The sequence below is a fragment of the Alteromonas sp. G4i35 genome (assembly GCF_054960375.1).
On sequence record NZ_JBHNZD010000031.1, the window covers coordinates 1 to 24,407 of the forward strand.

Annotated in this window: 22 protein-coding genes; 10 read left to right on the forward strand and 12 right to left on the reverse strand. The window is 44.0% G+C overall.

The genetic code is table 11. The annotated features are described in order from the left end of the window. The 5 genes from ACFI6L_RS17725 to purM all read right to left on the reverse strand — a co-directional run bounded on the left by ACFI6L_RS17725 (position 1) and on the right by purM (position 5,956). Positions 1 to 714, reverse strand: a complete 714-nt coding sequence (locus ACFI6L_RS17725; RefSeq protein ID WP_458733942.1) for a CAP domain-containing protein — start codon at positions 712 to 714, stop codon at positions 1 to 3. Next, positions 698 to 3,160 (reverse strand): acyl-CoA dehydrogenase FadE, encoded by a 2,463-nt coding sequence (fadE, locus tag ACFI6L_RS17730; RefSeq protein WP_462574519.1) that lies wholly within the window; start codon positions 3,158 to 3,160, stop codon positions 698 to 700. Before fadE ends, ACFI6L_RS17725 begins: the two co-directional genes overlap by 17 nt. A gap of 387 nt (positions 3,161 to 3,547) precedes the next feature. Continuing rightward, positions 3,548 to 4,309, reverse strand: coding sequence for a DUF3108 domain-containing protein (locus ACFI6L_RS17735; RefSeq protein WP_231506486.1), 762 nt, complete (start codon positions 4,307 to 4,309; stop codon positions 3,548 to 3,550). Further along, positions 4,269 to 4,919, reverse strand: a complete 651-nt coding sequence (gene purN / locus ACFI6L_RS17740) for a phosphoribosylglycinamide formyltransferase (protein WP_014979424.1) — start codon at positions 4,917 to 4,919, stop codon at positions 4,269 to 4,271. The genes ACFI6L_RS17735 and purN overlap by 41 nt, the downstream gene beginning before the upstream one ends. After that, on the reverse strand, positions 4,916 to 5,956 hold the full coding sequence (purM, locus tag ACFI6L_RS17745; protein WP_462574520.1) for a phosphoribosylformylglycinamidine cyclo-ligase: 1,041 nt from the start codon (positions 5,954 to 5,956) through the stop codon (positions 4,916 to 4,918). The genes purN and purM overlap by 4 nt, the downstream gene beginning before the upstream one ends. A 304-nt stretch (positions 5,957 to 6,260) precedes the next feature. Between purM and ACFI6L_RS17750 the strand changes: the two genes are divergently transcribed. Beyond that, positions 6,261 to 7,712 carry a DUF2066 domain-containing protein gene (locus tag ACFI6L_RS17750; RefSeq protein WP_462574521.1) on the forward strand — a complete coding sequence of 484 codons (1,452 nt, stop codon included), beginning with the start codon at positions 6,261 to 6,263 and terminating at the stop codon, positions 7,710 to 7,712. A 6-nt stretch (positions 7,713 to 7,718) separates the two neighbouring features. Further along, positions 7,719 to 8,456: a DnaA regulatory inactivator Hda gene (gene hda / locus ACFI6L_RS17755; RefSeq protein ID WP_269351456.1), complete on the forward strand. Its 738-nt coding sequence runs from the start codon at positions 7,719 to 7,721 to the stop codon at positions 8,454 to 8,456. 50 nt (positions 8,457 to 8,506) lie between these two features. Here hda and ACFI6L_RS17760 read toward each other — a convergent pair whose 3' ends face one another. The 4 genes from ACFI6L_RS17760 to arsC form a co-directional block, all read right to left on the reverse strand. Next, positions 8,507 to 10,474, reverse strand: coding sequence for a hypothetical protein (locus tag ACFI6L_RS17760; protein WP_462574522.1), 1,968 nt, complete (start codon positions 10,472 to 10,474; stop codon positions 8,507 to 8,509). Positions 10,475 to 10,517: 43 nt separating this feature from the next. Then, the gene (locus ACFI6L_RS17765; RefSeq protein ID WP_039220793.1) at positions 10,518 to 10,940 is read right to left on the reverse strand and encodes a DUF2069 domain-containing protein; all 423 of its coding nucleotides are present in this window, start codon (positions 10,938 to 10,940) and stop codon (positions 10,518 to 10,520) included. Positions 10,941 to 11,015: 75 nt separating this feature from the next. Next, on the reverse strand, positions 11,016 to 11,606 hold the full coding sequence (gene wrbA, locus ACFI6L_RS17770; RefSeq protein WP_039227633.1) for an NAD(P)H:quinone oxidoreductase: 591 nt from the start codon (positions 11,604 to 11,606) through the stop codon (positions 11,016 to 11,018). Next, complete coding sequence (arsC, locus tag ACFI6L_RS17775) at positions 11,606 to 11,959, reverse strand: arsenate reductase (glutaredoxin) (RefSeq protein ID WP_014949666.1); 354 nt, start codon at positions 11,957 to 11,959, stop codon at positions 11,606 to 11,608. The genes wrbA and arsC overlap by 1 nt, the downstream gene beginning before the upstream one ends. 218 nt (positions 11,960 to 12,177) lie before the next feature. On the opposite strand from arsC, the gene ACFI6L_RS17780 reads away from it, so the two are divergent. Further along, positions 12,178 to 12,690 (forward strand): TlpA family protein disulfide reductase, encoded by a 513-nt coding sequence (locus tag ACFI6L_RS17780; RefSeq protein ID WP_039227634.1) that lies wholly within the window; start codon positions 12,178 to 12,180, stop codon positions 12,688 to 12,690. A 17-nt stretch (positions 12,691 to 12,707) separates the two neighbouring features. On the opposite strand, the gene bepA is transcribed toward ACFI6L_RS17780, so the two are convergent. Further along, entirely contained in the window at positions 12,708 to 14,171 is a 1,464-nt protein-coding gene (gene bepA / locus ACFI6L_RS17785; protein ID WP_462574523.1) for a beta-barrel assembly-enhancing protease, read from the reverse strand. A gap of 344 nt (positions 14,172 to 14,515) precedes the next feature. Here bepA and ACFI6L_RS17790 point away from each other — a divergent pair, with 344 nt between their 5' ends. After that, on the forward strand, positions 14,516 to 15,589 hold the full coding sequence (locus tag ACFI6L_RS17790; protein WP_014949663.1) for an AI-2E family transporter: 1,074 nt from the start codon (positions 14,516 to 14,518) through the stop codon (positions 15,587 to 15,589). 161 nt (positions 15,590 to 15,750) lie between these two features. Here ACFI6L_RS17790 and bcp read toward each other — a convergent pair whose 3' ends face one another. Both bcp and ACFI6L_RS17800 read right to left on the reverse strand, forming a co-directional pair. Then, a complete protein-coding gene (gene bcp, locus ACFI6L_RS17795; RefSeq protein ID WP_014949662.1) occupies positions 15,751 to 16,215 on the reverse strand; it encodes a thioredoxin-dependent thiol peroxidase in 465 nt (154 codons plus the stop codon). Then, positions 16,193 to 16,756: a glycine cleavage system transcriptional repressor gene (locus tag ACFI6L_RS17800; RefSeq protein ID WP_014949661.1), complete on the reverse strand. Its 564-nt coding sequence runs from the start codon at positions 16,754 to 16,756 to the stop codon at positions 16,193 to 16,195. The genes bcp and ACFI6L_RS17800 overlap by 23 nt, the downstream gene beginning before the upstream one ends. 178 nt (positions 16,757 to 16,934) lie before the next feature. Between ACFI6L_RS17800 and dapA the strand changes: the two genes are divergently transcribed. The 6 genes from dapA (at position 16,935) to ACFI6L_RS17830 (ending at position 24,370) form a co-directional block, all read left to right on the forward strand. Continuing rightward, entirely contained in the window at positions 16,935 to 17,819 is an 885-nt protein-coding gene (dapA, locus tag ACFI6L_RS17805) for a 4-hydroxy-tetrahydrodipicolinate synthase (RefSeq protein ID WP_014949660.1), read from the forward strand. Positions 17,820 to 17,831: 12 nt separating this feature from the next. After that, entirely contained in the window at positions 17,832 to 18,935 is a 1,104-nt protein-coding gene (gene bamC, locus ACFI6L_RS17810; protein ID WP_239301169.1) for an outer membrane protein assembly factor BamC, read from the forward strand. Positions 18,936 to 18,947: 12 nt separating this feature from the next. Next, positions 18,948 to 19,661 carry a phosphoribosylaminoimidazolesuccinocarboxamide synthase gene (gene purC / locus ACFI6L_RS17815; protein WP_014949658.1) on the forward strand — a complete coding sequence of 238 codons (714 nt, stop codon included), beginning with the start codon at positions 18,948 to 18,950 and terminating at the stop codon, positions 19,659 to 19,661. A gap of 188 nt (positions 19,662 to 19,849) precedes the next feature. Further along, entirely contained in the window at positions 19,850 to 20,725 is an 876-nt protein-coding gene (locus ACFI6L_RS17820) for a DMT family transporter (RefSeq protein ID WP_462574525.1), read from the forward strand. Positions 20,726 to 20,963: 238 nt separating this feature from the next. Continuing rightward, on the forward strand, positions 20,964 to 21,971 hold the full coding sequence (locus ACFI6L_RS17825; protein WP_462574526.1) for a GGDEF domain-containing protein: 1,008 nt from the start codon (positions 20,964 to 20,966) through the stop codon (positions 21,969 to 21,971). A 65-nt stretch (positions 21,972 to 22,036) separates the two neighbouring features. After that, entirely contained in the window at positions 22,037 to 24,370 is a 2,334-nt protein-coding gene (locus ACFI6L_RS17830; RefSeq protein WP_462574527.1) for a sensor domain-containing phosphodiesterase, read from the forward strand. Positions 24,371 to 24,407 lie beyond the last annotated feature (37 nt).

Below are 24,407 nucleotides of genomic sequence, written 5' to 3' on the forward strand. Positions count from 1 at the left end.
TTATTCATCCGGTTTTTTTGGCTGTAAAATAATTTCACCACTTTCCGTGACGATCCCAAGGCCTTTATCAGGGACATGGTCAAACTTCTTTTGACGCTTTATTAGAAGCGTAGTTGTTGTGTCATCCTTTAAGTCATTGTTAGACGTTTCTGTGTCAATCAGTTTGGTCAAGTATATAGCCCAGTATTCAACGTGAGGCGTTGAGTAATCTTTGTAAAAGGCAATACCTATTTGATCTTGTTCTTGATAAAAAGGTAACTCTGCTAACAAGTGTTGACGGTGTGAAGTCGATGTTTTAAGTGCGTACCACACGTCATCAGCTGTTATATAACCACCAGCAAGGGCCTCCACTTGATTGCTCATCGCATCGCCATAATATTCTGGTAACGTTAAACCAGCATTGCGAATGCGAGTGTTCGGACTGCCGCCCAAAAAGTGAGACACCAAGCCTCTCTCAGCCATGTCTTTGGCTTTTGTTTCAGCCAGCAAAACAAGCGTAGGATTACATTTTAGTACCGAACGTTGTTGACCTTTGTCGCTAGCAATTAATAAAGAGAGTTCTCTCGCCTGTTCGGTATTTCCGCAGGTTGTTTGATCGGCCAAGCAAAGGCTAGAAAATACGTAGGTGAGTGATGTTAATAGAATGAATCGTTGACGAAAAAGGCCGCGAGAGCGGCCCTTTTGTTTGGGTATGAAATTAAGCAGCTTTGCCACCTCGTTTCTTAGCAGTGGTGTTGGAATTAACCTTCGCTACTAATTCTTCGTGGTCAAAATCATCGACGTTGATAGTGCGAAGTCTTCCAGCTTCAGTCTTACGAAGTAGATTCGCTTCTTCTTCGTTAATAATTCCTTCTGCTAGCGCTTCGTCAGCAAGCACATCTAAACGGGTAAACGGTAGTTTAGCTTTTTTGTGCTTACAAATACGTTCGAAGATAGGCTCACTTGCTAGTACATCATCAAGAGTTTGCTCAAGATCGCCAAACAAGCTTCCTTCCTCACGGGTGAGGTACTGACCATAACCTAAACGGCTACGTGCAGTTGAAGGCGTTTGAAGCATTTGTGCAATAGCATGTTCTGTCTTGTCTGAAGGCTTACCAATACGTCGGCCAAACGGAATCACCATAACGCGAAGCGCTGCAGCGATTGCGCGGTTAGGGAAGTTAGCCAAGAAGTCATCAATTGCTGTCTCGATATCGTGCAATGTAGTTTGCATTGCCCAATGTAAAAGCGGTAAATCTTCTTTTAGACGACCTTCTTCGTCGAAGCGTTTAAGCGTTGTACTACCCATGTAAAGGCCACTTAGGATGTCACCTAAACGCGCTGATAAACGCTCGCGACGCTTAAGATCACCACCAAGCACACCCATAGAGACATCGGTTAGTAGTGCTAAGTTTGCACTGTAGCCTTGAAGTAGCTTGTAGTAACGCGCCGTTTCGTCAGTGAACGGTGCGCTGCTGAATGCGCCATTGGTTAACGAGAACCAAATACTGCGAACAGTATTAGCTACCGCAAAGCCAATATGACCGAATACCGCTTTATCAAACGCTTTCAACGCTTCTTTTTTGTCTTCGATAGACGCAGCTTCTATTTCCTTAAGCACGTAAGGGTGACAACGCATCGCACCTTGACCAAAGATCATCATGTTACGGGTTAGAATGTTTGCGCCTTCAACCGTAATTGATACTGGTACACCTTGATAGCCGCGACCAAGGTAATTGTTTGGCCCAAGCATAACGCCTTTACCGCCGTGAACATCCATCGAATCATTAATGATTTGACGCATCTTCTCGGTTAAGTGGTACTTACAGATAGCCGAGATAACAGAAGGTTTCTCACCAAGGTCTACACCCACCGTTGAGAAGCGTGTTACGCCATCCATCAAATATGCGTTACCACCAATGCGTGCAAGCATTTCTTCAACACCTTCCATATGACCTACAGGCATACGGAACTGGCGACGAATACGTGCATATGCACCCGTTGCAAGAGACACTGATTTAGCACCACCAGCAGCAGATGAAGGAAGGGTAATACAGCGACCTACCGACAAACATTCAACCAGCATGCGCCAGCCGCGACCTGCCATTTTCGGACCACCAATGATGTAATCGATTGGAACGAAAATATCTTCACCCTTAATAGGGCCATTTTGGAATGGCGTATTGAGAGGGAAGTGACGACGACCGATCTCTAAACCTTTAGTGTCGCGAGGAATAAGGGCACATGTTATACCCGGGTCTTTGTTATCACCTAGAAGACCTTCAGGATCTTGTAGTTTAAAGGCAAGACCAATAACCGTAGCAACAGGCGCAAGGGTGATGTAGCGTTTGTTAAACGTTAGGCGCATACCCAACACTTCTTCGCCATTCCACTCGCCTTTACATACAACGCCAACATCAGGGATAGCACCTGCATCAGAGCCAGCTTCTGGGCCGGTTAATGCAAAACAAGGGATTTCTTCACCGGCAGCAAGACGGGGAAGATAATGATCTTGTTGCTCTTTTGTACCATAGTGCTGAAGTAATTCGCCCGGGCCCAATGAGTTTGGTACACCGACTGTGCTTGATAGCACCGCGCTAACGCCTGCAAGTTTTTGAAGAACGCGAGACTGGGCATATGCCGAAAACTCTAGACCGCCATACTCTTTCTTGATGATCATCGCGAAGAATTTGTGTTCCTTCAGGAACTGCCAAATTTCAGGTGAAAGATCAGCATCTTTATGGTTTATTTGCCATTCATCGACCATTGAGCACACTTTGTCACAAGGACCGTCTAAGAATGCTTGCTCTTCAGCAGTGAGTCGACCTTTCGGAATGCGATGTAATTTATCCCAGTCTGGCTTGCCGCTGAAAATATCACCGTCCCACCATACCGTACCTGCGTCGATAGCTTCTTGCTCAGTGCTCGACATTTCAGGCATAACTTTGCGGTAGAAGGCTAGCAGCTTCTTAGAGATGTGCTGCTGTCTGATATTTGCAAGCTTGAACGGCAGCGTTAAAGCAAGGAACACTACCCAACCAAGCAGGCCGATGTCACCGAAAAGGGTGCCTAAAATCATAACACCTGCGCCCATGGCAACCGCTGTTACCAAGCTGGTTCGCTGATAACTAGCTACCGCTAGTGTCAGAACGACCAGTAAAAACCATATAAAATCTGCCATACTTCACTCCTGAAAGGCGTTAAACGTTACGCTAGTCTTAACTCGAGCGTGGTGAGTTGCTTTATGAAAAGCAGTCACAGATCGAGGTCAGACCAGCATGCTGTAAACCTATTATTTAATAGGGCAAAGATCAAGATTTTTACATGAATATTCTATTAACAACGACATAAATAATAGGGTAGTGCGTTATCCGCTCTATAAGTATAGTCGTTGCTTATAAATACTGATTTAGAATGTGAATTGTGTTGCGAAACGAGAAGAGGTTACGTGAGGATAAGACAGCAACAGTCTAAATAAAAAAAGCACGTCTGAATGCTAGTTCATAACGTGCTTTATTCAACAATTGTGAAAAAGTTGTTGAGACAAAAAACGGTTTATCTTTACGCTTTACTGCGTCTCAAACGATTTCAGTTTGATATCGCCCTGTTCATCGCCTTCTTTGAACTGTTGCAGACGAACTAACGTGTAGTTAAGTGATGGCGCAAACCAAGCAAACGTCTCACGCTTATTTGAGTCGCGAATAAGCTTAACTTTTACAGTTTCAATTTTACCGAAAGGTAAAGACAATACCTCTTCATCCACCACTTGAACGCCGTAGTGACGAAGTTCGCCACGATAATTCACGAAGTGGTATTCTAGCGATGTCTTACCTTCCGCTAACTGTTTTGCAAGGTCAATACGATAAATTTGGTTATCAAATTCACCGTTCCAATCAAATGTTTCGCCATTCTCGACTGCAATTTTGCCTTGTCCCTGATGACTAAACGTTACCTTAAGCTCTTTATCAGGTCCTGTGCCAGAACGATTATAGTAGTACTCAGAAGGTACGACGGTATTATCATTAACAGTAAAAATAGAATGTTCACTGCGTTTGTCAGACAAGAAAAACTTAGACACTTTTGACGTGTAAATTAGAGAATACTGTTGGTCACCTAATTTCGAGAGCTCAATATTCGCTTCGCCTACGTCGTCACCCCATTTGTATGCGGTATAGGTTGCCTTGTAGGGCTGAAGCGGTAGCTCTGCACTATCCGTATTTTCTGTACTAGGGTTTGCTTGCGCGGCCACTGAAAGCGATGCTGCTAACAGTGCGCCTAAAGCAAAAGGCTTAGTCGCTTGCATAACCAGATTCTGGTAATTCTTGCTCATCTAAAACTGCCTTATTGTTTCGCATCGATAATCGGCCTGCACTAAACCAAGATAGCACAAGCGGATAGATACGACGTTCTTGTTCTTGAACACGCTCGGCCAGGTCGCTTGCTGTGTCGTCTTCAAACACAGGTACGCGGCTTTGAATGATAACAGGGCCGCCGTCGAGCTCAGGTGTAACAAAGTGCACGCTAACGCCGTGCTCCTTGTCTCCATTGTCGATAGCTCGCTGATGCGTATTCAAACCTTTGTACTTCGGCAACAAAGATGGATGAATGTTCACTAATTTTCCAGCAAAGCTGTCGACGAACTCCGGTGTTAAGATACGCATAAAGCCCGCAAGAACAACACAGTCTGCGCCAAAAGCCTCAATTTGTGCTTTGAGCGCCCCGTCATAAGACTCTCGTGAATCGAAGCCTGTATGATCTAAGCAAACCGCATTGATCCCGGCTTCTTTAGCGCGTTCCAGACCATAAGCAGTAGGGCGATTACTGATCACGCCGCTGATTTCCGCATTCAGACGACCTGCTTTTATTTCATCGATAATGGCTTGTAAATTGCTGCCATTACCTGAAATAAGTACGCATAGTTTGGTTACACTGTTACTCACGCGTTGATCTCTACTTGCTCTTCGCCATCTTTTGCTGCGATATCACCAATAACCCAAGCATTTTCACCGTGTTGTTTAAGAATGTTCAGTGCAGCATCGGTATCGCTTTCGTCAACAACGATTACAAGGCCAACACCACAGTTAAACGTGCGGTACATTTCGTGGCGAGTCACGTTACCGTTTTCTTGTAACCAAGAGAAGACTGCAGGCCATTCCCAGGTGCTTTCGTCAATAACCACTTTCGCATCTTCAGGTAATACGCGAGGGATGTTCTCCCAAAAACCACCGCCCGTGATGTGAGAAATAGCGCTTACTTGTACTTCTTCAAGTAATGCCAATACCGATTTAACATAGATGCGAGTAGGCTCAAGAAGTTGGTCGATGATAGGCTTGCCGTTTAGGTCGGCGTTTACATCTGCACCACTAACTTCAATGATCTTCCTAACTAATGAGTAACCGTTTGAGTGAGGGCCCGATGAACCAAGTGCAATTAGTTTTTGACCTGGTTTAACGTTAGTGCCGTCAATAACCTTATCAGCTTCAACCACGCCTACGCAGAAGCCTGCAATATCGTAGTCGCCATCGTGATACATTCCAGGCATTTCGGCTGTTTCACCACCAATTAATGCACAACCTGCTTGCTCACAGCCGGCGCCAATGCCGGTAACAACCGACGCGGCTACATCAACGTCAAGCCTGCCAGTTGCGTAGTAATCTAGAAAGAACAGGGGCTCAGCACCTTGAACAATAAGGTCGTTTACGCACATTGCTACTAAGTCGATACCAACACCGTCATGACGGTTAGCATCCATAGCAACTCTTAGTTTTGTACCCACGCCGTCAGTACCTGAAACAAGTAGCGGCTTTTTATATTTAGTAGGCAGTTCACAAAGTGCACCAAAACCACCCAGGTTACCTTTTACTTCTGGTCTATGGGTTTTCTTGGTAACAGATTTAATGCGTTCAACAAGTTGATTACCTGCATCGATATCTACGCCTGCATCTTTGTAACTTAAAGAGGTTTTATTTTCGCTCACGGTTGGGCCCTGAAACTAAGAGGTAGAAAACCGCGGATTCTACCAGCAAGTCGTCACAAGTCCAATTTGTGAAGGCTATTTTATGCGCTTTTTGATCTTTTTTATTTTAGGGGTGAAATTAAACCCAATATAAAAGACAATAGAAGGCTATCTTTTGGTGAACATCTTGCTTGATAAAATGTCTCGCTCTAAAAAGTTGAGTGAATTGCGCGAAGGTTAGTCCAAGTTTACCGTATATAGGTAAACGAGATTAACTGACGATTCGATAGGTAAGGAATTGATTTTAAGAGAGTATGGAGTGTCAATGTTAACGGCAGTAAAGCGTAACACCAATGGAACTAATTTAACGAGAGTTAGCTTGAAAGGCATTCTGGGCATTTCATTTCTTGCTGCGCTGACTTACGCCCCCTTTATAAATGCGGCTCAACGCGTTGTGGTCAACGAAGCGCAGATTCAAGTTGAAGATCAAACTCAGCGCACCCAACAAAACGCGCTTAAAAAAGCATTAAGGCAGGTTTTTGTGAAGATGTCGGGCAGCACAAGCGTGCTCGATAATGCCGGTGTTAGAGCAGCCTTATCGTCGCCTCAATCGCTGCTTCGTTCCTATCGATTTGCTTTTGACAAAGGCAGAACGTATTACGTTGCGGAGTTCGATCAAGCAAAACTCAATGAACTTCTTCAGCGTGAAATGCTTCCGCTCTGGGGTGATAGACGCCCTGAAACGATAGTGTGGCTTGCGCAGGAAGACGAAAACGAAACTCGCGTCATCTTAGACGAATCTCTCAATACAGAATTACAACATACGCTCAAACAAACGGCGAAAGAACGAGGCGTTCCATTAAGCTTGCCTTTAATGGACCTTACCGACAATGTAAATATTTCTACCTATGATGTGTGGGGACGATTTGTTGAGCCTTTGCGCAAAGCATCTACACGCTATAGCGTCGACAACATTATTGGTGCCAGAGTTTATCGTAACGACGCGAGTGCTATTCCTGATTTGCCGGAAAATGTTGTGCCTTCTGGCACAGTAGAGTCTCTGGATAGCGTACTAGATGAAGAAGCACAGTTTAGAGCACAAACTGATGAACAAAGTTTCGATGAGCGAAATCCGCGTGTAGATAATACGGACGCACAGCGTACCTTTTCAGATAACGTTGAGTCCGGTGCGATTAATAAAGGTGTTGATGCTCAGTTAAACGACGGTTATGACGCTACAAACCAAAACTTGAATAATGCTGACGGAACCTCGGCGAAGGAGCTGGCGCAGGAAGAGAGCACAACGATGCCGTTCACCATGAACGAGTTTGCCAACTATGCGAAGCGTGCCGATGAAGGTGACTATGCACTAGACTGGGTGTTCGTTGGTGGCGGTAAGGTTAGCTATGGCAGCATATACGGTGATTCGCCCGAAGTTCTTGGCAATCAGTTAATCGATGCCTACTCAAATTATTTATCGTCGCTTTATGCCATCGTAGGAATCGAAGCGTCTGAGCGAGAAGTTATCAAGGTATCGATTGCCAATATTGGCTCGGTAAAAAGTTACGCCAGCGCTACTGACTATTTAAATAGTTTAAGTGTGATTGAAAACGCTACACTAGTAGAGCAATCTGGTTCTGTTGCCACGTACTCACTTACATTAATTGGAACGGTGGACGATTTACTTAACAGTATTAAACTAGAAAGCAAATTACGTCCCGTAACCGATTCGTACGGACAATCCGTGAAAGGACACAGTTTCTATTGGAGCAATTAATTTAGCATGCAGCTGCCTTTGCCTGTCACGCTACCTGTTGACGAAAACTTCGATAGTTTTGTCAATAAGGGTAACGAAGAAGTAGTTTCAGTCCTTGAGCAGATTGCAGATGCGCTGCCACACTGGCGCGAGGCTCCTGAATTGGGGCCTTTAGCATCGCTTCAGCTGCCTTTGCTTACTTTACTAGGCAGTACCGCTATCGGTAAAAGTCACTTATTGTTTGCCACTTGTCATCAACTAGCCGAAAAATCGGTTAGTCACCTTTATTTAAATCTTAATAATTACGAAGCGTGGTCGCTCGATATTTTTGAAGGCCTAGAGAATCTTTCGTTAATCGCATTAGACAACATTCACGCGATAGCGGGCGATTTACGTTGGGAAGAAGCGTTGTTCGATTTGTTAAACCGAGTGATTGAGACTAAACAAACCATGGTACTTTGTTCTAGTCAACTAGGCCCATCTAACCCGGCTTTTGTTTTACCTGACTTGCGTTCTCGCTTGGCGTGGGGGGTTATTTATCACGTAAACCAACTGGATGACAATGGTCGTGAAGAAGCCGTGCGCTTACGTGCAGCGGAACGTGGATTAAAGCTATCAAACCAAGCACTACAGTTTCTTTTGCACCATAGTGAACGAGACCTAAAAAGCCTCATGTCACTATTAGCCCGTTTAGACACACGCTCACTCCAAGAACAAAAACGCTTATCGGTGGGCATGGTTAAGCGCGAGCTTAACCTAAATTAGCCAAAGCGCGAGCTTAACCTAAATTAGTCAAAGCGCTGCTGTGTTGCCGTTTATTGTTCTTTTCTTAAACTATGAGCGCTTGATGTGGTGCTAAATTCTTCTGCTACCGTCATTAGAGTTCCATCGGAAGTAACCGAATTGTTTCCGCCGTTCTGTAGCATTAACTTATCGCTCGCAGACTGTACGTTTGGATTTGTACTAGACGCAGAGTCCCGCCAAGTAATATCGTTCGGAAGCAGATAAGAGCTTGGAAGTGACGCTTGAATAGCAGGTACATCGAGTTCGGGTAAAATTCTACTTAATACGTAATCTACGCGCATAGTAACGTTATCATCATTAACACGGTTTCTCTGAGCCCAAGTGGGAATGAAACTGCCGTCTTCCAGTGTCTCTCTTGTAAATACGCCTACATCCGCTTCTGCCTCAAGCCGGTAAAGCATCATGAAGCGCTCGAATAACATGGCGAGATCTTCTCGTTCCGTAAAGTAAGAATAGAAAGCAACCGCACCATCATCCTCAAACCAATTTGCCACTTGTAGCGCGGTATAATTTCGTTGCGCGCTTGAAGCGGTTGCACCGCCGTATCGAACTTCGGCCAAAGCATGGAGTTGTGACGACGTAAGAGGCAATGAAGTTGTTAGCCCCGTAGAAATGGGAGAGCTGTCATCATAAGACGACAGTGGGCTCGCGCTATTGCTGAGTTGTTGCCATTCGGTGTAGTCGAAAAAGTCATTGGCGTGAGCTAGCTCGTGGTATAGCAAATAGCTTAATGCTGCTTCTACGTCGCTCACATCACGTGGAAGTCTATCTGCTACGTTCGCTGTGCTGATATTAGGAAAATAATAGGCCCCGTTTTTCACGTAGCGCCATGACGTCGTAAAATCGAGCTCACTACCAAAACCACTTCTATAATCTGGGCGAGTATTTAGCGTGTCTCGCTCTTGTGGTGTGCGCCAAAAGTTGTTGGCATCTAAGTAAATGGCACCAGTGGCAACCCAATAAAATGACGGGCGGATATCGTAAGAAATCACAATCGCGTTAGTTGCGCGTAGTAACTTAAGCATGTCATCACAGGTTGCTGAAGTTTCTAAATACGTTCTAAATGCATCGCCCATCCACGGATGCGAGACGTATGTTCTATCTAAAATATCATCGATAGTGGGGCTTTCGGTGACTTGGCCAATCAGTGGTAGCTGAGAGAACGTACAGCTGTTTGAAACCTGATTGTTATAAACACAATCAACAAGTGCCGACGCGTAAGGGCTGTCGACTCTATAGGGCTGCATATGCGCGCTTACCGTTTCGGGAATACTTGTCTCGTCATCTACAAAAAAGCCGCTATTGTTAATGTCGATGTTTTTCACTAGAACTTGCGCGCTATCGGTTAACACCTCGCCATTTGAGAGTGTAACGGTACTTTCTATTTCAATGATTGTGTCGTTGCTGACTCGAGGCGCTTGAAAATATATCGAATGAGAATAATCACCATCATCAAAGTTGAAGTTATTGACGATTGGCCCAGACGTTTGTTGCCACGTGATATTTGAGATTGTTAACCCTTGCGAGTTAACGGTGTCAACGCGAAGAGAAACTCTGCCGCCTTCGGATGCCTCATGACCCAATCGTAATGCGGCAATCGGCGCGGTACTTTCGTTCGTTTGTAACGTTATGGTGTCTGTAAGCGTTGTGCCATTTTCTAAGCTAACGTTTACGGCGATATCGAAGCTACCTGAAGAGGTAACATCAAAGCCTATAGCCTGCGTGTGAGCACTGAGAGGCTGCTGTGATACACCTGAGACTTGCCAATCGATATCTACAATAGCGTGGCCAGTAGGCGAGGCGACAGCAAAGTCGACCGCATCGCCTACAACGGCGTTTGTAGGGCCTGAAATGCTAATGGTTGGAGGAATGGAAGGAGTGCTTGGGGCTGAACTATCGCCTGAACCAGAGCCTCCACATGCTGCAAGTAACGATAATGATGCGATTACTAATGTAAGTTCAGGCAAATGGCGTGTCATATTAACCCCTTGGCAGCATGTGTTTTCGCTGTGTATTACATGATCATTGTTGACCTTGCTCAAAGCGTGCTTTTTCTTCTTGCATCTCTTCTTTAAGCTTTTTAAGGCCCAAACCCAATTCACGACCACGTTTTCTAGCAAACGCACTACAGCCGACAAACATACCCGTGCATAGAATAATCTCTACCACTGCATACCAACGTTCATCAGGTACAGCGTATGCCACAGTGCATCCGTGAATAAGGTAAAACAAAACGACAAAATTGGCCCACGCGTGAGTATATGGCTTGCCTTTTAATATACCCCAGTAAGGTAACAGTAAAGGTAAAATATAAAATAAGGCAATAAACAAAGGAGAGTAAGTATGCTCTTTAGTAAATGTAAATTGCCACAGTGTTATCCATACGATTAACCCGGTGTGGCTTATAAGTGCGAGATAGCGATAAAAACGCGTATCTGGTGCCATGGTAATGTCTCCGAAACAATTTGTTTTTAATGTTCTTTATAAGGTCTACGTTTTATGCGCCAAATAACGTAACTGTTAGGCGTTGTCAGCTAGTTTTTTAGCGAACATTGCAAGTCGCTTACCCTGAGCAATGCATAGCGCTTTTTCATCTGCACTCAATTGCTCTGGTGCACTTAAACTGTGATGAGCGACGTGTGTTACACCGTAAGGGGTGCCACCCATTGTGGTGTTGTGTAGCGCAGGCTCACTGTAAGGTAAACCGCAAATGACCATGCCGTGATGGATAAGCGGAACCATCATGGAAAGTAATGTGGATTCCTGGCCGCCGTGCATGGAAGAAGAAGATGTAAACACGCACGCAGGCTTATCAATCAACGCGCCTTTTAACCATTGACTGCTTGTAGAATCCAAAAAATGTTTTACTGGCGCTGCCATATTGCCGAAACGCGTAGGACTACCTAACGCCAGGGCACTGCACTGTTCGAGTTCCTGAAGGGAAACCTCGGGTACAACAGTAGATGCCGCGTCATTAGCTGCATCGCTGATACTCTTGACTGTACGTACTATCACAGGAACATCTAATGACGATACTCCTTGGGCGATGGCATCAGCTAATCGCTTTGTGCTGCCGTTGCGGCTGTAATAAAGTACGAGAACAGGTTGCACTATACAATTTCCAATACAGATTCTGGCGGACGACCAATTCTGGCTTTCTCGCCATTTATAACAATGGGACGCTCTATCAACTTAGGCGTGTGAGCCATAGCTTCAAAAAGCGCATTATCAGACAGTGCGCTATCACCTAAGTTAGCATCTTTATATTCTGCTTCTTTAGTACGCATCATATCTCTAACCGATCCAAGGTTAAGTTTTTTAAATATCTCTTTCAGTTCTTTTGCGTCAAGAGGGTGCTTTAGGTACTCAACAATAACAGGCGCTACACCTTGCTCTTCAAGTAGTGCTAGGGTTTGTCTGCTCTTTGAACAGCGAGGATTGTGAATAATGGTAATGTCTGTCATAAATACTCTTGTTCATGATTATATGAATTGGCGCGAACTATTGCGTTTTTGCCATAGAATATCAAGCAGTTTACCGATAACGGGTAATAAATTCGTACTATTCTTTGTTTACAGCATCGTTTCTGGAAAACGGTGCTTAAAAAGCGTGGTTGAATTTATGTTAGTGCGCGAAGTAAGAATCTGGCACTATGAAAAAATAGTCAAAGTTAGAAGGTTATATGTTGTTGTCACAGCCAAAAAGCAATGCAGGAAAAATAAAGCCTATACTCTTTCTAGTGCTGTTAGCGCTTGTTGCGTTTGCCGGTGCATATACGTATCAGCGTCTTCAACATGACTTTGAAACATTAGATGGAACGGCTTACCTTTGGCAAGATCTTGAGGGGAAGTGGGTTGTGGTAAATTACTTTGCGCCATGGTGTGCACCATGTCTACGAGAAATGCCTGAGCTCGTCACATTTAATCAGTCGCTACCTGACGATACCCGTCTTTTTGCTATTAACTACGACCTTAAAACGAAGCCTGAACTCAAAGCCATGGCTGAGAAGTTTGATATTGATTTGCCTGTTATTATAAGTTCGCCAGACACTAAACTGCCCATGCAAAAACCCCCTTATTTACCAGCAACGTTTATTCTTGGACCTGATGGGAAAATAAAGGATACGATAATGGGAGAAATTACGGCAGCGCATCTGCGTCAGCGCCTAGCTGAATTGAAAGGCGCTGACGAATAGCAGGGAAGTGCGATGGTCTAGAGTCGTTGTAAACGCTCTTCTTGGTCGCGAAATTGTTTTATTCTCGCTCTGATTCTTTGTTTTTCAAGGTGATCATCGCCTGCGAAATTATACGCATATTGAAGTTCGTCAACCGCGCGGTTATAAGCTCCATACAATGCATATACTTCCGCTTTGCTCTGATGCATTTGCGAGAAACGTTTCGACTTTTGATACGCCTCACTCATCAACTGATGTGCCAGTTGATAATCTTTTTTAACCAGCAGGAAATCCTTAAGTAGAGACACCGCTTCTTCATATTTGTTTGCGCTTATGTAAGCATTGGCCTGGTTTAGTGCCAATACTTGATTTCTAGGGTTATGCGTAACGTGAGGTCTTAGCATTTCAACGGCTTTTAAAGGCTCACCTTGCGAAATATAGATATCTGTCATAGCGTCGAGATAAAAGAGGTTTCCTCTATCTTTTGCTATTAACTCATCCATAATGTCTTTGGCTTTTTCGATTTTTTCGGCGCGCATATAAGCAAGCGCTAAACCATATAATGACGCTTCTTTACTGCGCTGTACGTCTTGTGCCACGGCCGCTTCGAAATATTCTACAGCGTAACCAGCTTTAAACGAGTAGCGTGCCTTTATACGTGCTTTTGCCAACTCGAATTGCTTGTTAATGGGTAAGTAGCGTCTAGGGTAGTCACCAGCGCGATTTCTCGCGTCAGCAATACGGGTTTCGGTTAAAGGGTGAGTAAGCAGCCTTGCGGGTGGACGAGAAACCATGCGGTACTCTTCCGCCATGGTAGAAAAGAATGAAGCAGCCGCACTCGGATCGAAGCCCGCACGAGCAAGCATTGCGATACCAATTCTATCGGCTTCTTGTTCATTCGAACGGGTATAGTCGATTTGCAATTGTGCAGAGGCTGCGGTTCCCGCCTGCATGGCCGCAATACCCGCTTCTGGGTTGGCCATTGCAATTAGCACCCCGCCGATAAGTGACGCCAAGGCTAGGGGAGATGAGCGCTGCTGCGCCTGCATACGTCGTGCTATGTGGCGTTGAGTTACGTGAGAAATTTCGTGCGCTAGCACCGAAGCCAGTTCACTTTCATTTTCAGCACGACGCATTAAACCTGTGTGAACACCAATGTGACCGCCAAAAAACGCAAACGCGTTAATGGCATCATTATTTACCCAGAAAAATTCAAAAGGAAACTTGGCGTTGTCAGCATGGACAACCAATCGGTTGCCTACATCCTGTAGATATTCATCCAGCACCGGATCTGAGATTACAGGACTTTGACCGCGCATTTGCCGCATTACGGCATCGCCTACTATCATCTCTTTATCAAGCGATATGGCGTCTGACGCAACAACACCTATTTCAGGTAACGCATTTTTATTGCTGTAATTGGCATCTTGTGCAACAGCCGTGAGGCTCGATGTGAGCACGAAGGAAAGGGCAACCAAAGATGCTGAAAACTTTTTTCTCATGAACCTACAATCATTGTATACGGTTAATACTGCTTAATCCTTAGAGCGCTAAGTTGCTAAACAGTTTCAAATTTTATTTTTTTCTTATATGCATCATTTTCGAAGACACAAGGCAATATCGCCTATGCCATCTCGTTTATGACACGTCAGTTATACCAATGCGACACAAACGCATCCAGTTTATTCTTTTACTGTTGTAACAACCACTCTACACATTAATGCTTATACTGTAAAAACATCATACCAGTTTGATTTTGAAAGATTCTTAAGTGCTACTTATTGCTAAGTGCTAGCGCTATCAACTATGATGCGTGTCCTATTCTTAGTAATTTCTAGGCGTTTATATGATTAGCGTTTTTGGTCGTTGGTACCGACGCAAATTTTCTGATCCTGATGCAGCAATGTTGCTTATCTTGATCCTTTTGACCACGGCAGTGTTGCTATTGTGGGGCGGGCTAATTATGCCTGTGTTGGTCGCAGCAGTGATTGCGTATTTACTCGATTGGCCAGTCTGTCGCTTGGTAAATGTCGGCGTAAGTAGAACGCTCGCCTGCGTCGTTGTAATGCTCGGCTTTATCACTATAACCATATTGACCTTAATTGGCCTTGTTCCAATTATATCCAAGCAAAGCGTTAACTTGATTCAAGAAACGCCGCTAATATGGCAGAAAGCACAAGAATGGATATTAACGCTTCCGGACAAATATCCAGATTACGTTCAGGTATATCAAATCCATCAAATGATGGAAGGTTTAAATGACAAATTGGTTGAGGTGGGCGAAACCCTTATTTCTGCTTCGTTTAGTAATATCGCCAACTTAGCTGCGTTGCTCGTTTACGTTATCCTCGTACCGCTTATGGTGTTTTTCATGCTAAAAGATAAGCTTTTCTTTTTAGACAGCATATCTCGCTTGCTGCCTAAGGAGCGACGCTTAATTACGCAAGTTGGTCACGAAATGAACTCTCAAATTGCCAACTATATTCGCGGCAAAGTGATCGAGATTATAATTGTGGGCGCGGTGAGCTGCGTAACGTTTGTATTGATGGACTTACGTTATGCTATTTTGCTTGGCGTATTGGTGGGATTTTCAGTACTTATTCCGTACATCGGTGCAGCAGTGGTTACTATACCCGTGGCCGTTGTCGCTATGTTTCAGTGGGGTATTTCACCAGAATTTTGGTATTTAATGATAGCGTACGGCATTATTCAGGCGTTAGACGGTAACTTGTTGGTACCGCTGCTATTCTCGGAGGCGGTTAGCTTGCATCCGCTTTATATAATCGTTGCAGTATTAGTGTTTGGAGGTCTTTGGGGTTTCTGGGGCGTATTTTTCGCTATTCCTCTCGCTACCCTCGTGAAGGCGGTAATTACAGCGTGGTCTAGTAACCCCGTTATTGTACCGGAAGAGGCGAAGTAGTTATTCCCATTTGGCGAACCAGTCAGCGCCATCCAGTACGAGATTCAAAACGAGTACTGATTCAAATAGGCGTTATAGGTAAACACTGATACGAATTGAGTAAGTATAAAAAAAGCCCCGAAAACATAATGTTATCGGGGCTTTTTAAATTCTATACCGGTTTAGCTGTTTAGATAATCAAGTACTACAGTGTGGTGTTCTTTTGTTTTGAACTTGTTGAAAACGTGCTCAATAACACCGTTTTCATCCACGAGGAATGTTTGGCGATGAATGCCATCATACTCTTTACCCATAAACTTTTTAGGTCCCCACACACCAAAAGCGTCGGCAACGGCGTGGTCTTCATCAGAAAGCAACGTAAAGTTTAGGTTTTCTTTTTCGATGAATTTAGGCAGGCGTTTAACGGCATCTGGGCTAATTCCTAGCACAACCACATTTTTCGCCGTTAGTTCTTCGTTTACGTCGCGTAAGCCCTGGGCTTGTACTGTGCAACCTGGCGTCATCGCTTTAGGGTAAAAATAAACCAGTACTTTTTTACCTGCGAAATCAGCTAAAGATACGGTTTCATCATTTTGGTTCTGCAATGAGAATTGTGGGGCTTTATCACCAGCTTGTAACGTTTTCATTGGGATCCTTTTTTTGTTTGTCTACAACTTTGCCTGTCACATTTAACGAAGTGAACAGGGACATTAGATCAGATTCTAGTGCGTCTACATTTTCATTAGAGGGAAGAGAAACAACAAATTTGCAGCGCATGTTGTCTTTACCCGATGTCTTGTCTTTAAATGTGCGTTGTCTAAATGCGCTTATCATTGCATGACGCTCGGCAAAAAAGCCGGTTACTGCTTTAATCAAGCCGGCTGCGTCTTCTCCGCTAAACTCGACATTAAAAAGATGGGCAAGGTTTTGCTTTTCGTGATGGCTAGTGCGCTTCATCATAGAAAGCAGGTCAAGGCGCTGAAATAGCGCAGGTAAAATACATTCAGCTTTTGTGATAGCGCTTTGCGTTCCTTCTATGATCATGGTCAGCGAGAACTCTTTGCCGTATATGGCTTGCCTGCTATCTAGAATATTGCACTGAGCTTCTGATACCGTCGTTGCAATTTCGCTTAAAATGCCACTTTTGTCTGTCCCCAAGATGGTGACGATAAGTTGGTGTTTCGACATCTACTTCACTTCAATGTTAATAATGTCGGGATGTTAGCACAGAGTTTTTTTATAAGTCAGCGCCTTTTTCTTGCCTTTGAATAAGATATTGTCAAATTCTTGTCATTTTACTTGAGCTATTACTTGTGTTTAAGCACCGACATATTTACCATGTGCGCTCACATTTTTCGGAGAGATTATGTTTACTGGTAGTTACGTAGCACTCGTCACGCCGATGTTCGAAAACGGCGATATTGATTACAAGTCTTTAGAGAAACTTGTGAAGTTTCATGTAGAGCAGGGCACCCACGGTATAGTGTCGGTTGGAACTACTGGTGAGTCAGCAACGCTACCTTTTGATGAACACATCAATGTGGTTAAAGAAACCGTTGCTATGGCATCGGGAGCAATTCCGGTTATTGCCGGCAGTGGCGCAAACTCTACGGCAGAGGCTATTTTTCTTACAGAGCAATTAGGCTCTACAGGTATAGACGGTTTCCTAAGCGTAGTACCTTATTACAATAAGCCTCAACAGGCGGGTATGGTCGCGCACTTTAATGCAATTGCAGACGCTAGTGACTTACCTGTTATTCTTTACAATGTGCCAGGCCGCACCGTAGCCGACATGCTGCCTGAAACGGTGGCTAAATTAGCAACGCACAAAAATATCGTTGGTCTTAAAGATGCGACTGGCAATATTGCACGCCTTAAGGCTACTCAGCCTTTGGTTCCCGATGACTTCGTTTTACTTAGCGGCGATGACGGTTCAAGCTGCGAGTTTATGTGTGAAGGCGGTCATGGCGTTATCTCCGTAACGGCTAACATAGTGCCTAAAGCAATCGCACAAATGTGTGAAGCTGCGCTAGAAAATAATTTTGATAAATGTCGCGATATCGATGAAACCATTAAATTACTTCACAGCGAACTATTTATTGAACCAAATCCTGTAATGCCGAAGTGGGCATTGTATAAAATGGGCATGATGGAAAGCGCAGTTATGCGATTACCTATGGTTTTACCGGAACTATCAAGCCAAAAACGTATCGAAGAACTACTAAAAAAATACGCATTGATTTCTGGTTAATAAGGAACACAGATGAAAAGAACGCTGGCTATAGCAAGTTCAGTAGCGATGGTTGCACTTGCAGGTTGTTCAAGCCAAATAGATAGAAAGACCGCGTCTGGCAGCTACGAATACTTAAAAACTAAAGAACAAGAATCGCTAAAAGTACCTTCTGACTTAGATGCACCTGCTTTTTCTCGTGATTTTGTATTACCTGAGTTAGGTCAAGAGGCCGATTCAAATTTGGTGGGCAAGTCGTTGATGGTTCGCTCGCCAGCATTAGTTTTACCGTTAGTTACGGGTTCTCACATTGAGGAAGGTAAGAGTTCAGCAACCATTTGGTTTGACCAGGTTGACGATAGTCAGCCGCTAAGCCAAGCAATTTGGAACTCGCTTTTAAGTTTCTTAGATGAACAAGGTATTGGTGTAGATAGCTTTAGTCCAGAAGAGAAAGTACTGGTTACTGACTGGATGGTGATAACTAAAGAAGTCGAAGGTCCTTGGTATAGCTTTATAGATGAAGAAAGCGAAATCGGTCGACGTTTTGAATTCAGCTTAGACGTTAAACCTCACGGCCGTAGTGCTGCGCTTACTGTTGAATTAAAGGACTATATGCAAACATTGGGCAACGACGTGATTGCAGAAGTCTCTTCAATGGAAGAACGTCGCGAAGAAGTTGAGGTGTTGAACCAAGTTGTTGGTCACTATGAGTACCAAATTCAGCTAGCAGAGACACGAAGAATTGCTCGTATCCGTCAGGGTATCAATACCGAGATGGGCTTTAATGCCGATGGTGATGCGGCGTATATCGTAGAAGCTAAGTATGATGTAGCGTGGCCAAGAATGCTGTTAGTACTGCGTAAGCTTGGTTTTGACGTTAAAGATTTAGATAAATCAAACGGCCTATTATTTGTCACTTACAATGGTGATCAAGGTAGTTGGTGGGATGGTTTATTCTCAAGCGATAAAGAGTTGCTAAAGAAAGGTGACTATCGTTTGAAAGTTGCAAGAGCGGGTGCAGATCGCACGTCAGTTACCTTCATGAATAATGAAAGTGTACCGTTTGAAGCAAATCAGGTTTCCGACCTTTACAGTGCATTTGCTGAGGTCATGTCAGAAGATAACCTTGATATATAACTGAGACTGAGAATGGAAAAACGCGACGAGCTTTACCGCGGTAAAGCAAAAACTGTTTATTACACTGATGATAGCGATAAACTTATTCTTCACTTTAGAAACGACACTTCGGCGTTTGATGGTGAGAAGATTGAACAGCTAGAACGCAAAGGTGAAGTAAACAACAAGTTTAATCACTTTATTATGACAAAGCTTGAAGAAGCAGGCATTGCAACGCAAGTTGAGGCGCTGGTTTCTGACACTGAGTCTTTGGTTAAGAAGCTCGACATGATCCCTGTTGAGTGTGTGGTGAGAAACTTGTCTGCTGGCTCTTTAGTTCGCAGACTGGGTGTGGAAGAGGGCAAAGAGCTTAACCCACCTATTTTCGAGTTTTTCTTAAAGAATGATGCACTTCACGACCCAATGGTAAATGACTACCATATTTTATCATTTGGTTGGGCAACCGAAGCGCAAATTGCTGAAATGAAAGCATTGACCTTCAAGGTTAACAGTGTTTTGAAAGCACTCTTTGATGACGCGGGTATGTTGCTTGTAGACTATAAACTAGAGTTTGGTGTCGACAAAGATGGCAATATCGTACTAGGTGATGAGTTCACACCAGATGGCTGTCGCTTGTGGGATAAAGAAACCCGTAAAAAGATGGACAAAGACCGCTTTAGACAAGGTTTGGGCTCTGTAGTCGAGACCTATATTGAAGTGGCTGAGCGCTTAGGCTTATCGCTTTAAAACTCTCATCAAGTAATAACTAATGTAAAGAGGACCTTTCGGTCCTCTTTTTCGTTTTTGGCAGTTTGACCTGTCTACGTCGTTGTAAAATATTATCTCTTGCGTTTAAGCATTTACTTTTCGATGCGTTACGGGATAAGTTAGTGTACTGCTGAGCATTTTTGCGTTTAAAACTAGGGAGATTCGGTTTGTTGAAAACCTTTGTATTGGTCGCTATTGCCATGATTGCATTTGCTGCTAATTCGCTACTTTGCCGCATGGCTCTCGCTAACACCGATATAGATCCAGCTAGTTTTACTATCTTACGCTTAGCGAGCGGGGCGATAGCCTTATTCCTTTTGTCTTCTTATTTCCAACGTCGCAAAAGTGAGAGCGTGCCTTCTCAAGGCCTTTTTCATGGCCTAAAAACCAACGCCAGCGTACTCGGTGGCATTTCGTTGTTCGTTTACGCTATCTGCTTTTCATATGCCTATATTTCAATGTCCACGGGAACGGGGGCACTTTTATTATTTGGTGCCGTGCAACTCACTATGATTTCCCTAGGGTTGTTCAATGGCGAGCGATTTAAAAAATGGCAGTGGTTGGGGTTTGTGTTGGCATTTTTAGGCCTTGTTATCTTACTGTTGCCTAGCGCGGCAGCACCGCCTCTTTTAGCAGGCGCGGTTATGGTTTTGGCGGGTATGGCTTGGGGCGTCTATTCGCTTTTGGGTAAAAAAAGTAGCTCAGCCCTTTTATCTACATCGGGTAATTTCGTCTATGCCGCATTTTTCTGTGTTCCTTTGGTTGGTGTGGTTTGCTTCGTGGGCGCAGATAATTTTGTCTTAGACAGCGAGGGTGTTTATTACGCGCTTGCATCAGGGGTGTTTGCATCGGGTTGCGGATACGCTATTTGGTACAGCGCGCTTCCCCTTATCAAATCAACCACCGCCGCGACAGTGCAACTGAGCGTGCCTGTCATAGCATCGCTGATGGGGTGGATCGCGCTTGGTGAGCCACTCACAATGCAGATCCTGGTTGCTTCAATAGCTACGTTGGGTGGCATCTACTTGGTTATAAAAAAATAGCGTTTTATACGCTACGTTTAAAACAGCAAAAGCGTAATTTTCCGCCGTGGCGAAATAGTTCTATAGAGTTTAATGGGGGAGCGTTAACGCATATTTCTAGACTAAAGAGCAATATTTGAATTTTCCAACAGTGCTAACGTAGTAGATCACCAAATAATGGGAACGTAGTAATGAACGCAGAAGATCCAATAACGATAAGAAATCCAGGCAGATTGTTAACGTAAGTGGTCAGCAACGCATGCTTTCGCAAAGAGCCAGTATGTTTGCGGTCGATTACTTGCAAACTGGCGCTCAAAAATCAAAAAGACTCTCTATAGCTGCGATCGAGAAAATGAAGCAAAACCATCAGTTTCTGCTAGCACCACATTTTGAAGCATTATCAAAAGGTCAACCCAGCCCACTTTCTGAAGAACTGTATAACCTCTATTTTATGCCTCCCTCTGATGTAGATAAGAAAATAAAGTTATTTGAAGGCGAGATAAGGGCCGCACTTTCAGAAAATGGTAATGTTGGCGCTGTCCAGTTTTCTAACGGAAGTTTGATGTTTTTACAACTCGCAGAAAGCGACCTGCTAACACCGTTACACAACATTGTTGGGCAATATGAAAAAGAGAGTTTGGAAAAAGTAAACGACCTTAGAAATGCACAAAACGTAGTGTTGGGCATCATTATTCTCACCATATTAGTTGAAGCGTTTTTCATATTTCGTCCAATGGTGGCAAAGGTAAGTCGTTTTGCCACTAAGCTCCAGCGAGACGCTAATTTTGATTACCTATCTGGTTTACTAAATCGACGGGCATTTCAGATTGTTTCCCAACAAGCAATAGCGGCTAGTCACCGCTACAAGCGATCGCTGTCAGTGGTGATGATCGATATCGATTTTTTTAAACGTATCAACGACACTCACGGCCACGACATGGGTGATAAAGCGATTAAACACGTAGCAAAAATTTTGAAAATGTCTTCGCGTAATGCAGATTGCGTAGCGCGCATTGGCGGTGAGGAATTCGTACTTTTATTGCCTGATACCGACCGCGCAGGCGCCTTCAAGTTAGCTGAAAAGTTAAGAGATCGAATAAGTAAAAACCCTCTAGATGTGAACGGGAAGTTTATTGATATCACTGTTAGTGCGGGTGTATCTTATGTAAAAGAACATCATGACACTATTGAGTCAGCACTATCGGAAGCCGATGAGGCATTATATAAAGCCAAAGAGAGCGGCAGAAATAATGTCCAACTGGCTTAACCACGCTATTGAAAGCGTGTTGCACAATGTGCGCAATTCGACCGTGTTGGATTTAGGAGTGAGTTGTGCGCACACCCCCGACTATTGTAAATGAACATGAGAGGCTAGCCGCACTCAACAAACTGAGAGTGCTCGATACCCCACCAGAAGAGCGCTTTGACCGTATTACTCGACTAGCGAGTAGCATTTTTGATTGTAGATTCGCATCGGTCACATTTGTCGATGACAGTAGGCAGTGGTTTAAGTCGGCTATTAATCTCGATATGACTGAAACAGAAAGGGATGTCGCCTTTTGTGCCCATGCTATAGCGCAGGACAAAACCTTAGTCGTTCCAGATACTCAAGAGGACCCTCGCTTCAAAAGTAATCCTTTTGTGGTTGGTCATCCTCACATTCGTTTTTACGCGGGTGTTAGGCTGATGGTAGAGGGGTTTGCGGTGGGAACGCTATGTGTGTCGGATAATAATCCAAAAATATTCAATTGCGTTCAAATACAGCAATTAGAGCAGCTTGCAAAGCTTGTAGAGTCGGAACTACAGCGACAAGAATTCAATGATCTCTCAACTCAGTTGGAAGAGTACCAATTTAAGCTAGCTCAAACACAAAAAATCACCCGTGTGAGGAGCGCTATTTTAGAGAAAGTGGTAAATGCAGAGTCATTGCATACCGTGCTCCACGACATTGTGAATGCTATAGAGGCCGAATACACAGATCAAATTTGCAGTATCCTGCTATTAGAAGATGGCAAGCTGAAAAAGGGTGCTGCGCCTTCTTTACCCGACTTTTATAACGACGCTATCGATGGCGTTGAGTTTGGTGTAGGCAGGGGATCATGTGGAAATACAGCCGCGACGAACTTACCGACCATTGTTGAAGATATCAGTACGCACCCCTTTTGGACCGATTGGGAAGATTTAGCATTGCGCGCTGGTGTATGCTCTTGTTGGTCACAACCAATACAAGGAGCTAATGGTGACGCTATTGGTACTTTTGCAATTTATCATAGAGAAAAAGCAGTACCAACAGCGGAAGAAATGCGCTTAATCGAGCAGTTCGCGCATATCGCTAGCATCGCTATTGAAAGAGAGCTGGCGAATCAACTTATATGGAAGCAAGCCAACTTTGATTCTTTGACAGGACTTCCTAACCGAAACCTTATGTTGGATCACTTACAGTTAGCCATTAAGGCTGCCGATAGAGAGAGCGATAAGGTAGCGGTGATATTCTTGGACCTTGATAATTTCAAAGATATTAATGACACGCTTGGTCACGATATAGGTGATAAGCTTTTAATTGAGTGCGCCAGAAGAATAAAGCAGTGTTTGCGTTCAGATGACACCGTTTCCCGATTAGGCGGTGACGAATTTGTCATTATCCTAAACGGCATTAAAGGCCTAAGTTCTATAGAACTGGTCGTACAAAAGCTACTTGGCGAGATCGTAAAACCTTATAGTTTAGAGCTGGAACGTGTGCATACTAGCGCGAGCCTAGGTGTCACCTTATATCCGGACGATGCAAAAGATGTCAAAGGCCTGTTAAAGAATGCCGACCAAGCGATGTACGGTGCTAAAGATCTAGGTAAAAACAACTATCAGTATTATACCCACGACATGCAAACTGCAGCAATCAAGAGAATGACCTTGTTGAATGATTTGCGCTATGCAGTTAAGAACAAAGAATTGTTTATTGAGTACCAGCCAATTGCATGTTTCAGCAGCCAGAAAGTGATGAAAGCTGAAGCGTTACTTCGATGGCAGCATCCCACGAAGGGGAGAATTACACCAGATGAATTTATTCCACTTGCGGAAGAATCTGGACTCATCATTGATATCAGTAATTGGGTATTTAATGAAGTCTGTGCCAATATCAAACAATGGAAAGCCCAAAACCGTCAAGAGCTGCAGGTGAGTATTAATACGTCACCTAGCCACTACTTCAATTTAGAATCTAATATAACTCAATGGTTAAACCTGCTTTTAGACCAGAAGATCTCTGCGCGTTCTATACTTCTTGAAGTCACGGAAAACTTATTAATGGAAGCCAATGAGATGGTGTCCAAGAAGCTTTTCCAGTTTAGGCAAGCAGGCGTTGATATCGCGTTGGATGATTTTGGTACAGGTTACAGCTCTATTTCTTATTTAAAGCGCTTTCCTACAGACTTTATCAAGATTGACAGGAGCTTTGTGAAGTCGATGACTGACGTTAGCAATGATAAGGTGCTGTGCGAAGCCATTATTGTGATGGCGAATAAACTCGGAATAAAGGTAGTAGCGGAAGGTGTCGAGACACAAGAACAATACGATATTCTAAAAAGCATGGGCTGTGATTATGCGCAGGGTTATTTCATTGCAAAACCGCTCAGCAAATCAGACTTTGAGTCCTTTTGGGAGAGGCACTAGCGCAACTTTGCCGCGCTAGTGCTTAATTTAATCGGGC